We start from the raw sequence: 16,301 nt of genomic DNA, 5'->3' as shown, positions 1-16,301 counted from the left end.
CACCGGATAAAACTAACGCCGGTTAAAAATTAGTGAGGATTTTATTATGGCCTTCGTTATCGGAATTGATTTTGGTTCGGATTCAGTTCGGGCGCTTCTGCTCGATATAAACGGCAATGAAATCGCTGAAGCTGTGCATGAATATACCCGCTGGGCCGACGGTAAATATTGTAATCCGGCAGAGAATCGATTTCGTCAGCACCCGCTCGACTACATTGAAGGTGCGGAGGCGGTTATCAAAGGAGTAGTTTCCGGTCTTTCTGATGAAGAGAAAAAAAATGTGAAGGGAATATCGGTGGATACTACCGGATCTACACCGGTAGCTGTAAACAGGGAAGGGCGCCCGCTTGCTCTTACTGATGGATTTGAGGAGAATCCCAACGCGATGTTTGTGCTGTGGAAAGATCACACAGCAATAGCTGAGGCTGAAGAGATCAATCGTCTGGCAGATTCCTGGGATGGACCACATTTTACAAAATATGTGGGCGGTATTTATTCATCTGAATGGTTCTGGGCTAAAATGCTCCACATCCTTCGTGTGGATTCAGATGTGAGAGAGCAAGCCTACTCATGGGCAGAGCATTGCGACTGGATTACGTTTGAGCTCACCGGCGGTAAGGACGTGACCGAGATGAAACGAAGCCGGTGTGCTGCAGGCCACAAAGCGATGTGGCACGAAGAATTTAATGGCCTGCCTTCAGAAAATTTTCTTTCAGAGCTTGATCCGCTGCTTTCAGGGCTCCGGAGCAGACTGTATGACCAGACAGAAACTTCAGATAATGCGGCCGGAACTCTTTCGCCGGAATGGGCGGAACGAACCGGATTGCATAGCGAAGTAATTGTAGGCGTAGGTGCTTTTGACGCGCATATGGGAGCAGTTGGTGGTGAAATTGAGCCGTATTACCTCAGTAAAGTGATGGGGACATCCACCTGCGATATGCTGATCGCCCCGCCGGAAGATCTGGACGGCAAACTGATCCGCGGAATATGTGGTCAGGTTGACGGCTCCATAATTCCAGGGATGATCGGACTCGAGGCGGGTCAGTCCGCTTTTGGTGATATCTACGCCTGGTATAAACAGCTCATCATTCAGCCGGTAAATCGTCTGCTCGATGAAACAGATCTTATTGATGGGCAAACGAAAAAGCGCTTACAGAATGAACTGGACGATAACCTGATCAAACACCTGTCCGGGGAAGCCTCAAAAATTGAAGTGAAAAAGACTGATCCCGTGGCGCTGGACTGGCTCAATGGCAGACGCACTCCGGATGCCAATCAAAAACTAACCACAGCGATTGAAGGACTCAATCTCAGCAGCAGTTCTGCACAGATTTTCAAAACCCTGGTGGAAGCATCCTGTTTTGGGGCCCGTGCGATTGTGGAGCGTTTTCAGAATGAAGGAGTGCCGATCAAAGGTGTGATCGGCCTGGGCGGTGTGGCAAAAAAATCTCCCTATGTGATGCAGACACTGGCCGATATTTTAAAGATGCCGATCCGGATTGTGCGAAGTGAGCAGACCTGCGCTCTTGGCGCGGGAATGTTTGCCGCTACCGCTGCCGGGCTTTTCTCTTCGGTGGAAGAAGCAAAGCAGGCGATGGGCCGGGGGTTTGAACATGAATATTCACCCCGCGAAAAAAATGCCGCTGCGTATGACATTTTATACAGCAGATACCGCTCACTTGGCGGTGTGATGGAAGATCGAACCGAAATAAAAGAAAACTGAATATCTGACTCATGAGCAGCTTTAAAGAGATAAAGGAGCAGGCTTACCGGGCCAACATGAAAATTGAGGAGCTGGACCTTGTGCTGTTTACGTTTGGAAACGCCAGTGCAGCTGATCATAAAAACGGGGTGTTTGCAATCAAACCCAGCGGTGTGCCCTACAGTGATTTGACACCAGGCGATATGGTGATTGTCGATTTCGAAAATAACGTGGTTGAAGGGGATCTTCGCCCCTCATCCGATACCAAAACTCATGCGGTTCTGTATAAAAACTGGTCCGGCGTCGGCGGCATTGTTCACACACATTCTACCTATGCCACGGCCTGGGCTCAAACACTTACCGATATCCCAATTCTCGGAACCACGCACGCCGATCACCTGGCTCAGGATATTCCCTGCACACCTCCCATGAGTGATGAGGCGATAAAAGGAGATTATGAACATGAGACCGGTCTGCAGATCCTGAACGAATTTGAGAAAAGAAATTTATCATACCAGGAGGTGCAGATGGTGCTGGTGGGAAGCCACGCGCCGTTTATCTGGGGTGAAAATGCCGAAAAGGCGATCTACAACAGTGCTGTACTTGAAGAGGTCGCAAAAATGGCTGCCATTAGCTTGCAGATTCGGCCTGACACCCCGCGCATTAAAGAAGCACTCAGGCGTAAACACTATGAGCGTAAACACGGCAAAAATGCCTACTACGGACAAAAATAACAAACTAACGAAACAGCTTACATAATGATCGAAAAGCGAAAGCCAAAAATCGGGCTCCTTGGAATTATGCAGGAGCTTTATGATAAATCTATACCCGATATCACAGAACGACAGGAGAAGTACGCGCGAAATGTTTGCAGTGAACTGAGCGAGGTTGCTGAGTGGTACTTTCCAAAAGCCGCCCGGAACCGCGATGATATCGAAGAGATACTCGGAAAGTTCAATTATGAAGGGCTTGACGGCGTGATGATTGTGATGTTAACCTACGGTCCCGCAATGAGAACCGTACGGGCACTTCAGAAAAATTCACTGCCGCTGCTTCTGGCTAATATTCAGCCGGAACCCCGGGTTCGAAACGATTGGAATATGGATGATCTGACCTACAACCAGGGTATCCATGGAGCGCAGGATATGGCGAATGCCATTTTGCGAACCTCCGGCGATCGCTTTGAGGTGATCTCTGCCGACTGGAAAAGTGATGAGTTTAAAGAGTACGTTTCGGACTGGTCTCGCGCAGCAATGGCCGCATCGGAACTGAAACGCATGAAGATTGCAGCATTTGGCAAGATGCACGGAATGGGGGATACGCTATCCGATGAAGCCGCATTCACACGTGTGATTGGCCCCGAGGTAAACCGGGAGTATATGGGCGAAATCCACCGGCAGATGGAATCAGTTACGGATGATGAAATTTCCAAACAGATTGAACTCGAAAAAGAGAAATTTGAAATTGATGAGACTCTGGAGGACAGCAATTTAAACTACTCAGTGAGAATGTATCTGGGGTTTAGAAAATTTCTTGAAGAAGGGGATTATGCCGGGTTTTCTGCTCATTTTGATACATTCAAAGGCGATGGCCGGTTTGAGCAGATCAATATGCTTGCCGCATCAAACCTGATGGCTGAAGGGTACGGCTACGCAGCGGAAGGAGATACCAACACCGCAAGTATGGTAGCTGCAGGACATCTGCTCGAAGAAAATGCACATTTTACAGAGATGTACGCCATGGATTTTGAAAAAGGATCCATGCTGATGAGTCATATGGGCGAAGGAAACTGGAAAATTGCTCGTAAAGATCAGCCGGTAAAGCTTGTGAATCGTGAGCTGGGAATAGGTGATCTCAACAATCCGCCAACCACAGTGTTTATGGCGGAACCGGGTCCGGCTACAATGGTCTCGCTTGTTCACCTTGTTGGTGAAAAATTTCGCCTGGTTGTGAGTTATGGAGAGATTCTCGACACAGAAGAAGTGCCCACTATCGAGATGCCCTATTTCCATTACAAACCGTCTACGGGCCTGCGCAGCTGTAACGACGGCTGGCTGAAAGCGGGCGGAACCCATCATCAAACGCTGCACCTGGGCGACCATCGGCAGAAATGGGAAATACTCACACGAATTCTTGGAATTGAGTATGTGGAAGTGTAATTGCAATCAAAGTTTCAATCCACAAGAAAAAATAGTACAATCGTAAGATATCAACCTGAACCAAAACCTTAATATATCATGATCTTATGGGAGCTTTAGCTACGTTAGACTGGATTGTTATCGGCCTCTATTTTGCCGTAATAGCCGGCCTCGCCTGGTGGGTGATCCGTCAGCCCACGGAAACTTCAACTGACTACTTTTTGGCGGGACGTCATCTCGGTTGGCTGATTGTAGGTGCATCAATTTTCTCTTCAAATATCGGTTCGGAACACCTCGTAGGCCTGGCAGGATCGGGTGCAACCGATGGCGTTGCGATGGCTCACTACGAGCTCCATGCATGGTGTCTGCTTGTACTAGGGTGGATCATGGTGCCGTTTTATATTCGGTCGAGGGTTTTTACGATGCCCGAATTTCTCGAAAGACGGTTTTCGCCAATGGCGCGGGCACTTCTCTCCGGGATTTCTCTGGTTGCATACGTGCTTACCAAAATTGCGGTTGGGATTTTTGCAGGAGGGATTGTTTTCAGTGTATTGATGCCTGAGCTGAATTTTATGGGAATGAACAGCTTTTGGATCGGTTCAATCCTCGTCATTCTTTTCACCGGTGCATACACCATTCTCGGCGGTTTGCGGGCAGTTGCCTACACGGAAGCTCTCCAGACCCTGATTCTTGTTTTTGGTTCGCTTATGGTTCTCATCTACGGACTGGATGCCATCGGCGGATGGGGGCGACTTTACGACATAGCGGGTGAAGAGATGTTTAACCTCTGGAAACCGCTCGTACCCGAAGGGATGGACGGAACCTGGGCGCCCGTGCTCGATGAAAATCGGATGGCTTGGTATTTTAACAGCAATTACCCGTGGCTCGGTATGCTCTTTGCTGCACCAATTGTAGGACTCTGGTACTGGACAACCGATCAATATATTGTACAGCGCGCATTGGGTGCTGAAAGTGTTCAGCAAGCGCGCAGAGGATCTATTGCTGCTGGTTTGCTGAAGCTTCTTCCGGTGTTCATTTTTATCATACCCGGAATTATCACATACGCACTGGCACAGTCCGGAGAAATTGCGGCTCTCCAACAGGCGTTAATTGATGAGAATGGAGAAGTGATCACACAGAATGCACAGGCCGCATTCCCGATGCTGGTGACGCATGTTCTTCCGGTAGGTATCCGGGGGATTGTAGTAGCCGGACTGCTTGCTGCGTTAATGAGCTCCCTTGCCGGTGTATTTAACGCTTCTTCCACTCTCTTTACCATGGATTTTTACAAGAAAATCCGCCCTGAATCTTCCGAGGAGCGTCTCGTATGGATGGGTAGAATAGCAACCGTTGTGATGGTGATCATCGGACTGCTTTGGATACCGGTTATCCAGGGAAGCCGCGGACTGTATGATTATCTGCAGGGTGTCCAATCCTATCTTGCTCCGCCAATTTTTGTGGTCTTTTTCCTTGGCGTGTTCTACAAACGCCTGAATAAAGAGGGTTGTATGGCCGCGCTGATTGTTGGCTTTGCCATGGGACTTTTCCGCCTCGCCGTCGATACCCCGGTCGCGCTGATTGAAGGGTTCGAGTACGCAGATGGAACGTTTCTCTGGATTGTTAGCAATATCTTCTTCCAGTACTATAGCATGGTGATATTTTTCACCTGTGTGGCCGTAATGGTGGGTGTAAGCTATATGACAAAACCGCCTGATTATGAGAAGATTGCAGGATTGACATTCTCAACCCTATCGGATAATGACAGACGGGAAAATCGCCAGAGCTGGGATTGGCGCGATGTGGCCTCATCCATCATGCTCTGCGTGATGATCGTAATGATTTACATCTATTTTAGTTAGCTGTATATAAATATGTTTTGATTCAGTATTAACCATTAACCAAACCATTAAAATGTTAAATATTAAAACAACATCCCTGCTGCCAACACTTATTGCGGTATTTGTTCTGTTTACAGCGTGTGATTCAGATGATAGGGAAGCCGCGTACGAAGAAACACCTGAAGTGCTTATTTTTGGCGGCGGAGACCATCACGATTTTGACCGCTGGTTCAACATTGAGGATTCCACCATCATTGCTGAAACCGGGGCAAATGTTCGCTATACAGATAATCCGGATGAGGTAATCCCGGCACTATCTGATATCGATATTTTGAACATAAACACCAACCAATCGATTGATATCCCGGAATTTCCCGACAGAATCATTGAATTTGTTGAGGAAGGCAACAGCCTGTTCCTGGTGCATGCAGCGAGCTGGTTTATCTGGGACTGGCCGGAATACTACGAAAAACTGATCGGCGGCGGAACATCAAGTCACGGGCCATTTGGTGAGTTTGAAGTGTATGTGGAAGACACCGAACACCCGCTGATGGCCGGCGTTCCCGAACGTTTCATGATTACGGATGAACTCTACCGCTTCCAGAGAAATGAGGACGGATCAGACATGCATGTTTTAGCAATCGGCATCGAACCCGATACCGGAGATGAATATCCCGTAGCGTGGACAGTAAATTATGGTGATGGAAGAGTAGTCGTAACCACACTGGGCCATGATGGTGAAGCTCACCAGCACGAAGCGTTCGTAACCTTCATGAAAAACACAATCGACTGGCTGCACTGATCATCCGATAGCTCTAACAAGCATAAATTTGGTGAGCTCAGGATTTTCAAATATAGAATATAGAAACCTCAAACCTTTAAGTATCCAACCGGACACTCAAAGCGTTTGAGGTTTTTAAAAATAATTAAGCACAAAAAAGATCTACATCAAACAACTCATAACTCATCACTCATCACTCATAACTCAACACTTCTCAATACCTCAACAACTTTTCAAGCTTCTCCTTCAGACGATAATCAGCCATATATCCTTTCTCCAGCTCTTTGCTGAACGGTATCGGGGTGTGGATGGATGAGCAACGAATCACTGGAGCATCAAGAAGGTCAAAGCAGTGCTCGGAAATGTACGCAGATATTTCACTCATCGGTCCCATGATTTCCGATGCTTCTTCAAGAAGCAGAACTTTTCCTGTATTTCCCACGGTTTTTCGGATGGATTTCAGATCGAGCGGTGCAAGTGACCTCAGGTCCAGTATCTCAATTTCAACGTTATCTTTTGCAAATTGATCTGCTATCTCACGGGCCCAGTGCACACCATATCCAAATGTGATGATGGTCGCATCACGCCCCTGACGAACCACTTTTGCCCGGCTCAGATCGGTAAAACGACATCTGTCGGGTGTGATCTCTTTCACGCTGCGGTAAAGTTTTTTGTGCTCGAAAAAAAGAACCGGATTGGGATCATACAGTGCAGTGTAGAGCATATCCTGTGCATCCTGAACAGATGACGGAACGATAACTCTCAGCCCGGGCAATCCCATAAACCACGCTTCAGGTGTTTGTGAATGAAACGGTCCGGCACCCACACCACCGCCATGCGGTGCACGAATAGTGATATTCATTTCAGGCATCCAGCGGTAGCGTCCTTTTGTGAGGTTGTTTACGATCTGGTTAAACCCACAGGTGATAAAATCCGCGAACTGCATCTCCACAACCGGCTTGAATCCCTCAATTGCGAGCCCGATAGCCGCACCGATCGCACCGGATTCTATGATCGGGGTATTGCGAATCCGTTCCTTTCCGTACCTCTCAACAAATCCTTCCGATACTTTAAAAACACCACCATATTCAGCGACATCCTGACCCATCAGGATAAATGACTCATCCTCATCAAACGCCTGCCGATGCGCAAGCTGTATGGCATCCACCATTCGTTTCTCCGATGAGCCGGAATCCTGACCGTTTTTTTCAGAAACAGAAAATGGAACAAGTCCCGCACGGTTTCGTTCATGGGATTCATCAAACACCGGTTCCTCTGCCTTAAGTGCTTTCTTGAGAATCGGCTCAAACTGACTGGTCAACTCTTCGCGAAAGGCCAGTAACGACTTATCATCGACCATATCTTGGCTGCGCAGCCACTCCTCAAAACGGTGGATGGGATCTTTTGGCTTCCACTTTTCGAACTCTTTATCCTCCACATAAAAGGTGCCTGATGCCTCTTCGTGGCCCCTCATACGAAACGTCTTGGCTTCGATGAGAACTGGTTTCCCCCCAATGGCAAGTGTACGGGCTTTTTTGACCGCTTCGGATACTTCAAAATAGTTATTGCCATCCACAATCATACCGTGCAGTCCATAACCGGCGGCGCGGTCGGCCAGGTTTTCGCACGCATATTGTTCGGAAACAGGAGTGGAGAGGCCGTATCCGTTATTTTCAATCACAAAAATAACGGGCAGTTTCCACACTCCGGCAAGGTTTAACGCCTCATGAAAGTCGCCTTCACTGGTTCCCCCATCCCCGCAAAAACTCACGGCCACACGATTTGTGCCATTTAGTTTTTGAGCCAGAGCGATTCCATCAGCCACTGGCATAGTCGCTGCGAGGTGTGAGATCATGCCGAAAATCCGGTGTTCCGTTGTACCGAAATGAAACGATCGGTCACGTCCGCCGGTAAATCCGTCAGACTTTCCAAACAGCTGGCAGAAAAGGGGATAGAGAGGTACTCCGCGTGTGGTGAAGACGCCCAGATTCCGATGCATCGGAAGGAGATAGTCTTCATTTTCGAGGTTAGCGGCAACGCCAACGGAGATCGCTTCCTGACCGATTCCGGAAAACCATTTGCTGATTTTGTTTTGCCGAAGAAGATTCAGCATTTTTTCTTCGATGAGTCTCGGCATTAATAGATTTTTGTAGATCTCTAATGCTGAACTTTTTGAAATTTTTTCTTTGGCAGTTATCATATTTCCGATAAATTCTGCGTATTATTTGTTCTTTTGAATTTTATGCCGTTCAAATTCATTTGGCATATATAGTAATATCATACTGACAGGATATAATCACTATTTGTCAATTACAATGCTGATTTTTTATTCAGCCAATTTTTACTCTAAATCGATTTTGCCATGGAAGCACTCGGTCGTCAAATCCTTGTTGAATTTTACGATTGCAAAGAATCAAATATAAATGACGTAGATTACATAGAATCGTCTCTGATAAATGCCACTAAAGCATCGGGAGCTACTATTATCTCTCACAATTTTCACAAATTCAGCCCGTATGGTGTGAGTGGTGTTGTGGTGATTGCGGAATCTCATGTGGCCATTCATACCTGGCCGGAGTACAATTACGCAGCAGTTGATATTTTTACCTGCGGTGATACGATTGACCCATGGATAATCCAGGAGAAGCTTAAAGAGTATTTTGAGTCGAAAAATGTATCCAGCATGGAAATGAAACGGGGACTATTTAAAGTGCCGGATGGTCAGCGTCTTCTGTTCAAACCCGCACCTTCTGAAAAATCGAATTAAAAACTGCAGCCGGTTCTATCTGGAGTTTACTTATCTCACAATCACTATAATTCTATAAACCTTTTTTTGATATGATGGTGAAAACCCCAAATATCTACTGCCTTGTGCGCGGTTCCGCTGAGGGCAGAACCCGTTTAAATGCTTTTGATAAAGCACTATTGAATGCCGGTGTCGGTGATACAAATCTTATGCGAATGAGCAGTATTCTGCCGCCTGCCGCCGAACAGGTGGATGTAAGCCAGATCAATTTTCCGAAAGGGGGCCTGATCCCGCTCGCTTACGCTACTATTGACGGGAATACGCCGGGACGACTGATCTCAGCGGCAATTGCCGTTGGAATTCCTGAAGATGATACCGAGCCCGGAGTGATTATGGAGTTTGAAGATCACGCCGATCTCGACACTGTTGAAGGTATTGTGCGCCAGATGGTAATTGACGGTTTTGACTACAGAAATCGAAAACTGAAGGAGATCAAGTCATTCGGTATTGAGCACAAAATAAAAAACTGCGGATCTGTTTTTGCAGCCGCTGTGCTCTGGTATAAATAAAATCGGATTCAGAACAGAAATCACCTAAATGCCTTTACAGTATAACGAATACTACAACGAACAGACGGGCCTAACGATCGGCCTGAAAAAACTTCTCTTCTCTGAACAGTCTGAATATCAGCTGGTTGAGGTATACGAAACCGATACCTGGGGCAACCTGATGACCATCGATGGAATGGTGATGCTAAGTGAGCGTGATGAGTTTGTATATCACGAAATGATCAGCCACACCGCCATGTTTACCCATCCGAACCCACAGCGTGTGCTGATTATTGGCGGCGGGGATGGCGGCACGGCTCGTGAGGTTTTGAAGCATCAATCCGTTGTTCACGTTGATATGGTTGAGATCGATAAAACGGTAGTGGACGCATCAAAACTACATTTTCCGGAAGTCGGAGATTTTGAAAATCCAAAGTTGAACGTACTCTATGAAGATGGAATCGCGTTCGTAAAGAGTGTGAAGGATCCATACGATGTGATCATTATTGATGGTTCGGATCCGGTAGGTCCGGCAGAAGGTCTGTTCGAAAAAGATTTTTACCAATACTGTCTGAATGCTCTTTCTGATGAAGGTGTCTTAACAGCCCAGACAGAAAGTCCCTGGGTGGAGTCATATCATCCGAGCATGAAAAAAGTATTCAATGCGCTGGATGATCTGTTTCCGATTTCAAAAATGTATCTCAATTTCATACCGCTCTATCCCGCCGGAATGTGGTCGATGGCGTGCGCATCCCGCGGAGATGATCCGTTGTCTGATGAAACCATCAAACGGATTGAAAATGGCATCAAAAATCTGGGCGGTCTTCGTTATTATAATAGTGATATCCACCGGGGTGCATTCGCGCTGCCCACATTTGTTTCGGATCTGATCAGGCGCTGATCTTATACGGCGCTGTCAAAAATTTTAATACGCGGAGCATGAAACGGTTTTCTGCGATAATTTTACTTTTTCTGCTGTCCGGCTATATGTTTGGGTTGTCGGCACAGACATCAGAAATTGAAATTATTGGCCAAGATGGTTCTCTCTCCATTTCTCCTGATATTCAATCAGATATACAGGCTGCCGCTGCTGAAGATGAAATCAGCACTCTCGTCCAATTAAGCTTCAGTAAAGAGGGCTACCTTGATTTTTCAGTAGACTCTGTGAAGATTTTTCCCGAAAAGATCTCAGTTTACGTCAGGGAAGGGTGCCGCTACCACCTGGAATCGTTATCGGTAATCAGCGATGCTGAAGCCTCTCAGCCTGCATTCATCCCCGTTAGCCGCTATGAGGGAGAATATTTTACGGAAGAATTGCTTAACCGAATCTCCTCAGATTGGTTGTCGGCCTATGATGAAGCGGGATTTTTATTAAGTGAGTTTAAAATCAGTGAGGTTACAAAAGATCCGGAATCCTGCTCTATTTCTGTTTCCGCTGAAATTGTTCCGGGAGATGAAATTACGGTTGAGGGAGTCCGGTTTGAAGGCGTTGAACGAAACAACCCTTTGTTTTTTGGGCGTGTTTCAGGAATCCGGACGGGTGATCGTGCGGACTCCGGCCTGATTGAGAGAGGAAGGCGAAATCTTGTTAATTCGGGCTATTTCAATGACGTGTCTGACGGTGAATTGATTTTTGCAGGAGATGATGCATACGTACTTTACACAGTAGAAGAGCAGCAGCTCAATTTTTTTGACGGTCTGATCGGCTACGTGCCCGACGCAACCGGATCCGGGAATATTGCCGGTTATGGTGATATTCTGCTGCGTAATACGATCTCTGACGGGAATAGTATCGATCTTAGATATGAGCAACTTCAACCGCTCGTATCAAAACTGAATGTGACGGCAGAGCAGCAGTTTATCGGTGGTCTGCCGTTGCGGGCTGGTGTAAATCTGCACTTTACCCAGCAGGATTCGAGCTACCTTGTGCGCAATATGGAGCTGCGATCAGGTTACCGAATATTTACCGGTTTTGAAATTACGACTCACGTCCGTGCAGAAAGAAGCTCGGTGGCGGATATTACATCGGGAATTACGGCACCGGCTCTCGATTCAAGAGCAAATTTCTACGGCCTGGGGTTCAGTATCCGAAATACTGATCGCTACCGTGTTCCCACGCGTGGCTACAGAAGCAGCGTTACCCTTGAAAGGGGTCGGCGATTTATGAATGATGAGAGGTTTGATGATCCGGATCTGCAGTCGTTTAGCCAAACGATCCTCAGGGCTGACCTTCGCGGGTACATCCCTCTGGGCCCACGTCAGGTTCTTGCTCCGCGTGTAGAGACAATGCTGCTGGAGAGCCCTGCGTATTTAATCACTGATCTGTTTCGTTTTGGCGGGGCGGAGTCGATTCGGGGATTCCGGGAAGATCAGTTTCGAGCTTCATCTGCCGTCTGGGCCGAACTTGAGGGCCGCTACCTGCTTGACAGAAATTCATACCTATTCATTTTTGGAGCAACCGGATATTACAATCGCCCGCAGCTCATTAATGAAGCAACTTCACAATTCGAAATTTCTCAACAAATATCGTCACTTGGTTTCGGATTGGCTTTTCAGTCACCTCTCGGTATCATCAAATTCAGTTATGCGATCTCACCAGATGAAGATCTCGCAAACGGCAAAGTTCACGTGGGGATCACTGCCGGGCTATAATCTTCATCGGATGATTGTCTTATCCCTGAGATATGGTATTTCTCATGGAAACCATCGCATTCCAATGTCCTGAGTCATTTCTGGATTTTGAATTGTGCATAATTCAGAATCTTCAGAAATACCATATCTAAAAAGACCCGGAAATCCTGCCATCGGAGAGATATGGTATTTCTCATGGAAACCAACGAGTTGCCAGGCATTGAGCCTTATTTGAGTTAAAGCATGTAGCATAATTTAGAACCCGCAGAAATACCATATCTAAAAAGGCTCGGAAATCCTGCCAATGAAGAGATATGGTATTTCTTAAGGAAACCAACAGGTTCCGATTTACCAAACCTTCTTGGGATAATGAATAGTGCATAATTTAGATCCCCTCAGAAATACCATATCTGATGAGGTGGAGGGTTATTCCAGCATCTTCTCCAACAGGATGATAATCCCTGCGAGGCTGCCGATTATGATGAGGCTCAATATCGGCTCCCAGATTACAAATCCGCCGATGGTACCCAGTACTGCGCCGAGGTATTGAATGGTGGTGAGGTGCTCGTTGGTGGCACCTTTTATCATCTGCTCCAGCTTTTCTTCATCGTAGGTTTTGAGGTTTTCTTCCACAATTTTTTTTACATCGAGCTGACGAATCAGGCGATCAAGCAGTGATGTTGCCACACGATCGATTGTGGTTTGGTTTTGGTCAATCGAGTCGGGAAAATCATCGAGAATCGAATCAACAATGTTAATTTCCCGGTGAAGTTTTGCAGGAAGTTTATGAAGAGCTTCATCAACAAGGTCGCGGATATGACTGCCCCTCAGGAAGAGATAGGTCTTCAGTGCAGCCCGCTCGATCGGTTTATGGGATGAGGCTCTTTCGATTTCGTCCGTTATTTCCCTGGTCATCCGCTCGCGAAAGTCCGGTTCTGATATGATATGATCCAGGGCTTCAGATAACCAGCTTTTAAGATCGCTCCGGAATTCCGGCTTCTGAAGAACATCACGAATCACACCAGTGGTGCTTTCACGGAAACGGGCGATGGCTCCGGATTCCCGAAGTTTACTTCGGATCAGTTCTGAATTAATCATGTCATCCGAAACAGAAATGGCCAAGCGTCGGGCAATCCGGTCTTTGTGAGCGGGAATGAGTCCCTGGCCAAGAATAGGACGTTTTTTAGCGGGACGAAAGAGCATGGTGATCGCAATCCGGTTTGTTAGAAAACCGATCAAACCGCTGATAGAGATGATCCGGATAAGCCCGTCAAATTGTAACGTTACAAGCGCCGTTTCGGCCCAAATCCCATCAAAATCCCACCAGAAGGAGAAAAGAAACAGTCCTCCCAAAATCCACGGTATGGGTCGCAGAAACTTCAGCCGGCGGGAGCTTTCTTGCCTTTTTTTAGATTTGGAGTCATGTTTAGAGGATTGATTTTCTGATTCAATGCCGACCGGAAAATGGTCGGTCAGAATATCTTCCAGCGATTTAGATCCAATGCTGTTTTCATCTTCAGTATGATGGTTCGATTGCGAATATTTGTCCGTTTCCATAGCTCGACTTAAGACGTGAGAATCTGACGAATGGTTTCAATTTTAAGGCCGGGATCATCCGCTTTTTCCTTCATTTTCAGAATCCTGGTATGAAATTGATCTCCTTCAGAAATCAGGGGTAAAATAGTTTCACCGGGGTGAACGTCTCCCCAGCGGTTTACCTGTATGATATTTTCCGAGATCGCCCGATCCAGCCACTGGCCAAAACCGGATGGACGCAAAACGCCGTAACGGTTCAATTCTTTTCCATAATCTTCTCTCGGGATTACCGGGTGAAGCATTTCCGGACGACTTTTAAAATCGTCATTTTCTGACAGAAAAAAACTTCCGGCCGATTTTGAATTAAAAACAACTTTAGCCTGATCGGGCATTCTGATCGCCTTTTCTGTCTGATCATAAATTGCAGCATAAATATTTCCCAAATCAGAAGGAATGTGTTTATTGATATACTCCGGATCGGCATCCATGCTTACCGGATGAATCGCTTCGTGAACTCCGTTTCCGGTGAGCTTATCCCGTAGATAGGCTGGAAGAAATTCCGTCGCTCTGTTTCGACCAATCCATTGCTGATAAAGTTCATCCCAGGTATCAGGATAAAAACTTACGGCGTCGGTTCGCGGGTAGGTGATTAATCCTTCACCGGTTTGTGGATGTGCGGTCGTAAAGAGGGTGTAGAGCTTCTCTTGTGCTTTTTGATAGGAGGTTGATCCGTTTCGGTCAAATGCTTTAACTGTGGCATCAAACGTGCTAAACGGCTCATTGTGTTTGAAATGCTTTTGGTCGCTTTCTGAATCGAGTTTTATTTCTGAGCCGTATCGAACCACTATCGGACAGTCAGACTGAAAACGATCCCCATCGGGTGACCGGAATGAGCGGCAGGGGAATTCAGCTGCAAACAGTGCAGCCGTTGCCGCAGTTTTAATATCGAGATTCGGATAGGCCTGTTTCCACAACGAATGCAGGATGTAGCGGTTTTGAAGCTTCAGATGAAGCTGATTCCAGTTAACAACAGTATCAGATTCAATCAGGACATCTAAGCTCTGTTTTGATATGGCGCGCAAGGGAGCCCTGAAAATTCGGTTTAATGCGATATTTTTAGCGACAGACCAAGCGATGAAATCACCGGATGGATCACTGTCGGTGGCCAAAATGGTTTTAACAGCCCGGGCAGATTCCTGCTTAATTTCACGCCGAAGTTCTCTTTTTTCAGGAACGGCCCGCATACCAAGTTTCAGTTTCAGTTGATTAAAATGGGGAGTCCAGAGAAATCCATCGGTTGCGATTACGACCACGTGTTGCGGAAGCATCGGCTGAATTCGTGTGGCAAGGGTGGATGATTCAACAATCAGAAGCGTATAACCGGAAACGCTCACAAGTTTTTACTGTATTCTGCGAGATAAAAATCTTCGAGGCGGGTCATCTCTTCTTTTTCTTTATCAGATTGGTCGTCGTATCCCGTGAGGTGAAGTATTCCGTGTATAAATACGCGGAGAAATTCTTCCCGGATGTTTGTACCAAATTCACCACTTTGTTCAGCAATTCTCGGCGCGCAGCAGTAAAGGGATCCTTCAATTTGCTGGTTTTCGCTATCATCATCATATCTGAAACTGATAATATCGGTTACATAATCTCTTGAAAGATGTTTTTTGTTGATCTCAACGATTCCCTCTTCATCCATGTAAATCACTTCCACTTCTGAAAAATCTGCGTTTTCAGTTTCTCGGATGATTTGAAGCATCGATGCGAGTTCATCAGCGGTAACGGGAAGATCAAACCCGGATGGGTTGTGAAGCTGAAGAACGGACTGATTGCTGTCGCCCGGCAGATCAGGAAACATCGTCTTCTTCTTCATACGTGAAGTCGTCAAAGCCTTCGGTTTCTGTAAGAGAGAGGGCAACGCCGCACATCATCAGGTCTTCGGGGAGTTTGGTGAAATCACCGGTAAGAATTTCATCACCAACGTTGGCGTAAAGGCTGCATCCGGCACCTACTTCCACGATCAGGCCGGATGTGATGCCGTTCTGTTTTCCAAAAAAGGTAACCTGTTTCAACATTTTGCTGGCTACAAATGCCGTGCAGTTGTGCAGCTGAAGAAAAGTGCCGCCGCTGTAGACAGAAACCATGTTTAACTTTTTGCCATCTACTTCGAGGCCGAGGTGAATTTCGAGTGCAAGGCGATGGGTTTTGTCTTCGTTTTCAAGTTCAAACCGGAACAGATCTTTACCGATAAGTTTCGGTTTTACTTCCAGTACATCGGCAATTTCGTCTACATTTTTTGTTGTGAAATCGTGAATCATGCGTTTATATGCAAAAGATTTATCTTCCTGAACCAATCGGGCTAAGACCCGTTTACGTTTCTG

14 protein-coding genes are annotated in these 16,301 nt (G+C 46.6%); 9 read left to right on the top strand and 5 right to left on the bottom strand.

Features of this window, described 5'->3' with window-relative positions; genetic code table 11:
• Window positions 1–46: 46 nt before the first annotated feature.
• The 5 genes from DYD21_RS07275 (at window position 47) to DYD21_RS07255 (ending at window position 6,480) form a co-directional block, all read left to right on the top strand.
• Entirely contained in the window at window positions 47–1,723 is a 1,677-nt protein-coding gene (locus DYD21_RS07275; RefSeq protein ID WP_116034728.1) for a ribulokinase, read from the top strand.
• 11 nt (window positions 1,724–1,734) lie between these two features.
• Window positions 1,735–2,436: an L-ribulose-5-phosphate 4-epimerase gene (locus DYD21_RS07270; RefSeq protein ID WP_116034726.1), complete on the top strand. Its 702-nt coding sequence runs from the start codon at window positions 1,735–1,737 to the stop codon at window positions 2,434–2,436.
• A gap of 24 nt (window positions 2,437–2,460) precedes the next feature.
• Window positions 2,461–3,861: an L-fucose/L-arabinose isomerase family protein gene (locus DYD21_RS07265; protein WP_116034724.1), complete on the top strand. Its 1,401-nt coding sequence runs from the start codon at window positions 2,461–2,463 to the stop codon at window positions 3,859–3,861.
• Window positions 3,862–3,947: 86 nt separating this feature from the next.
• On the top strand, window positions 3,948–5,699 hold the full coding sequence (locus DYD21_RS07260) for a sodium:solute symporter (protein WP_116034722.1): 1,752 nt from the start codon (window positions 3,948–3,950) through the stop codon (window positions 5,697–5,699).
• A 52-nt stretch (window positions 5,700–5,751) separates the two neighbouring features.
• The gene (locus tag DYD21_RS07255; RefSeq protein ID WP_116034720.1) at window positions 5,752–6,480 is read left to right on the top strand and encodes a ThuA domain-containing protein; all 729 of its coding nucleotides are present in this window, start codon (window positions 5,752–5,754) and stop codon (window positions 6,478–6,480) included.
• A 193-nt stretch (window positions 6,481–6,673) separates the two neighbouring features.
• Here the strand turns inward: DYD21_RS07255 and DYD21_RS07250 are convergent, their stop codons facing one another.
• Window positions 6,674–8,596 carry a thiamine pyrophosphate-dependent enzyme gene (locus tag DYD21_RS07250; RefSeq protein WP_233505490.1) on the bottom strand — a complete coding sequence of 641 codons (1,923 nt, stop codon included), beginning with the start codon at window positions 8,594–8,596 and terminating at the stop codon, window positions 6,674–6,676.
• Window positions 8,597–8,821: 225 nt separating this feature from the next.
• Between DYD21_RS07250 and speD the strand changes: the two genes are divergently transcribed.
• The 4 genes from speD (at window position 8,822) to DYD21_RS07230 (ending at window position 12,405) form a co-directional block, all read left to right on the top strand.
• Window positions 8,822–9,226, top strand: a complete 405-nt coding sequence (gene speD / locus DYD21_RS07245) for an adenosylmethionine decarboxylase (protein ID WP_116034716.1) — start codon at window positions 8,822–8,824, stop codon at window positions 9,224–9,226.
• Window positions 9,227–9,297: 71 nt separating this feature from the next.
• On the top strand, window positions 9,298–9,774 hold the full coding sequence (locus DYD21_RS07240) for a pyruvoyl-dependent arginine decarboxylase (RefSeq protein WP_199535483.1): 477 nt from the start codon (window positions 9,298–9,300) through the stop codon (window positions 9,772–9,774).
• 28 nt (window positions 9,775–9,802) lie between these two features.
• Window positions 9,803–10,654 carry a polyamine aminopropyltransferase gene (gene speE / locus DYD21_RS07235; RefSeq protein ID WP_116034714.1) on the top strand — a complete coding sequence of 284 codons (852 nt, stop codon included), beginning with the start codon at window positions 9,803–9,805 and terminating at the stop codon, window positions 10,652–10,654.
• 38 nt (window positions 10,655–10,692) lie between these two features.
• Window positions 10,693–12,405, top strand: a complete 1,713-nt coding sequence (locus DYD21_RS07230; protein ID WP_116034712.1) for a BamA/TamA family outer membrane protein — start codon at window positions 10,693–10,695, stop codon at window positions 12,403–12,405.
• A gap of 405 nt (window positions 12,406–12,810) precedes the next feature.
• Here DYD21_RS07230 and DYD21_RS07225 read toward each other — a convergent pair whose 3' ends face one another.
• The 4 genes from DYD21_RS07225 to DYD21_RS07210 are packed head-to-tail and all read right to left on the bottom strand — an operon-like array spanning window position 12,811 to window position 16,238.
• A complete protein-coding gene (locus tag DYD21_RS07225) occupies window positions 12,811–13,941 on the bottom strand; it encodes a DUF445 domain-containing protein (protein ID WP_116034710.1) in 1,131 nt (376 codons plus the stop codon).
• 8 nt (window positions 13,942–13,949) lie between these two features.
• Window positions 13,950–15,314: a toprim domain-containing protein gene (locus DYD21_RS07220; RefSeq protein WP_116034708.1), complete on the bottom strand. Its 1,365-nt coding sequence runs from the start codon at window positions 15,312–15,314 to the stop codon at window positions 13,950–13,952.
• Window positions 15,311–15,793, bottom strand: a complete 483-nt coding sequence (gene ybeY / locus DYD21_RS07215) for an rRNA maturation RNase YbeY (RefSeq protein WP_233505489.1) — start codon at window positions 15,791–15,793, stop codon at window positions 15,311–15,313. The genes DYD21_RS07220 and ybeY overlap by 4 nt, the downstream gene beginning before the upstream one ends.
• A complete protein-coding gene (locus DYD21_RS07210) occupies window positions 15,768–16,238 on the bottom strand; it encodes a hypothetical protein (protein ID WP_116035507.1) in 471 nt (156 codons plus the stop codon). The genes ybeY and DYD21_RS07210 overlap by 26 nt, the downstream gene beginning before the upstream one ends.
• Window positions 16,239–16,301: the final 63 nt, after the last annotated feature.

It is taken from the genome of Rhodohalobacter sp. SW132 (assembly GCF_003390325.1).
In the GTDB taxonomy this organism is placed as follows: domain Bacteria; phylum Bacteroidota; class Rhodothermia; order Balneolales; family Balneolaceae; genus SW132.
This window is presented reverse-complemented; position numbering and strand designations above follow the sequence as displayed.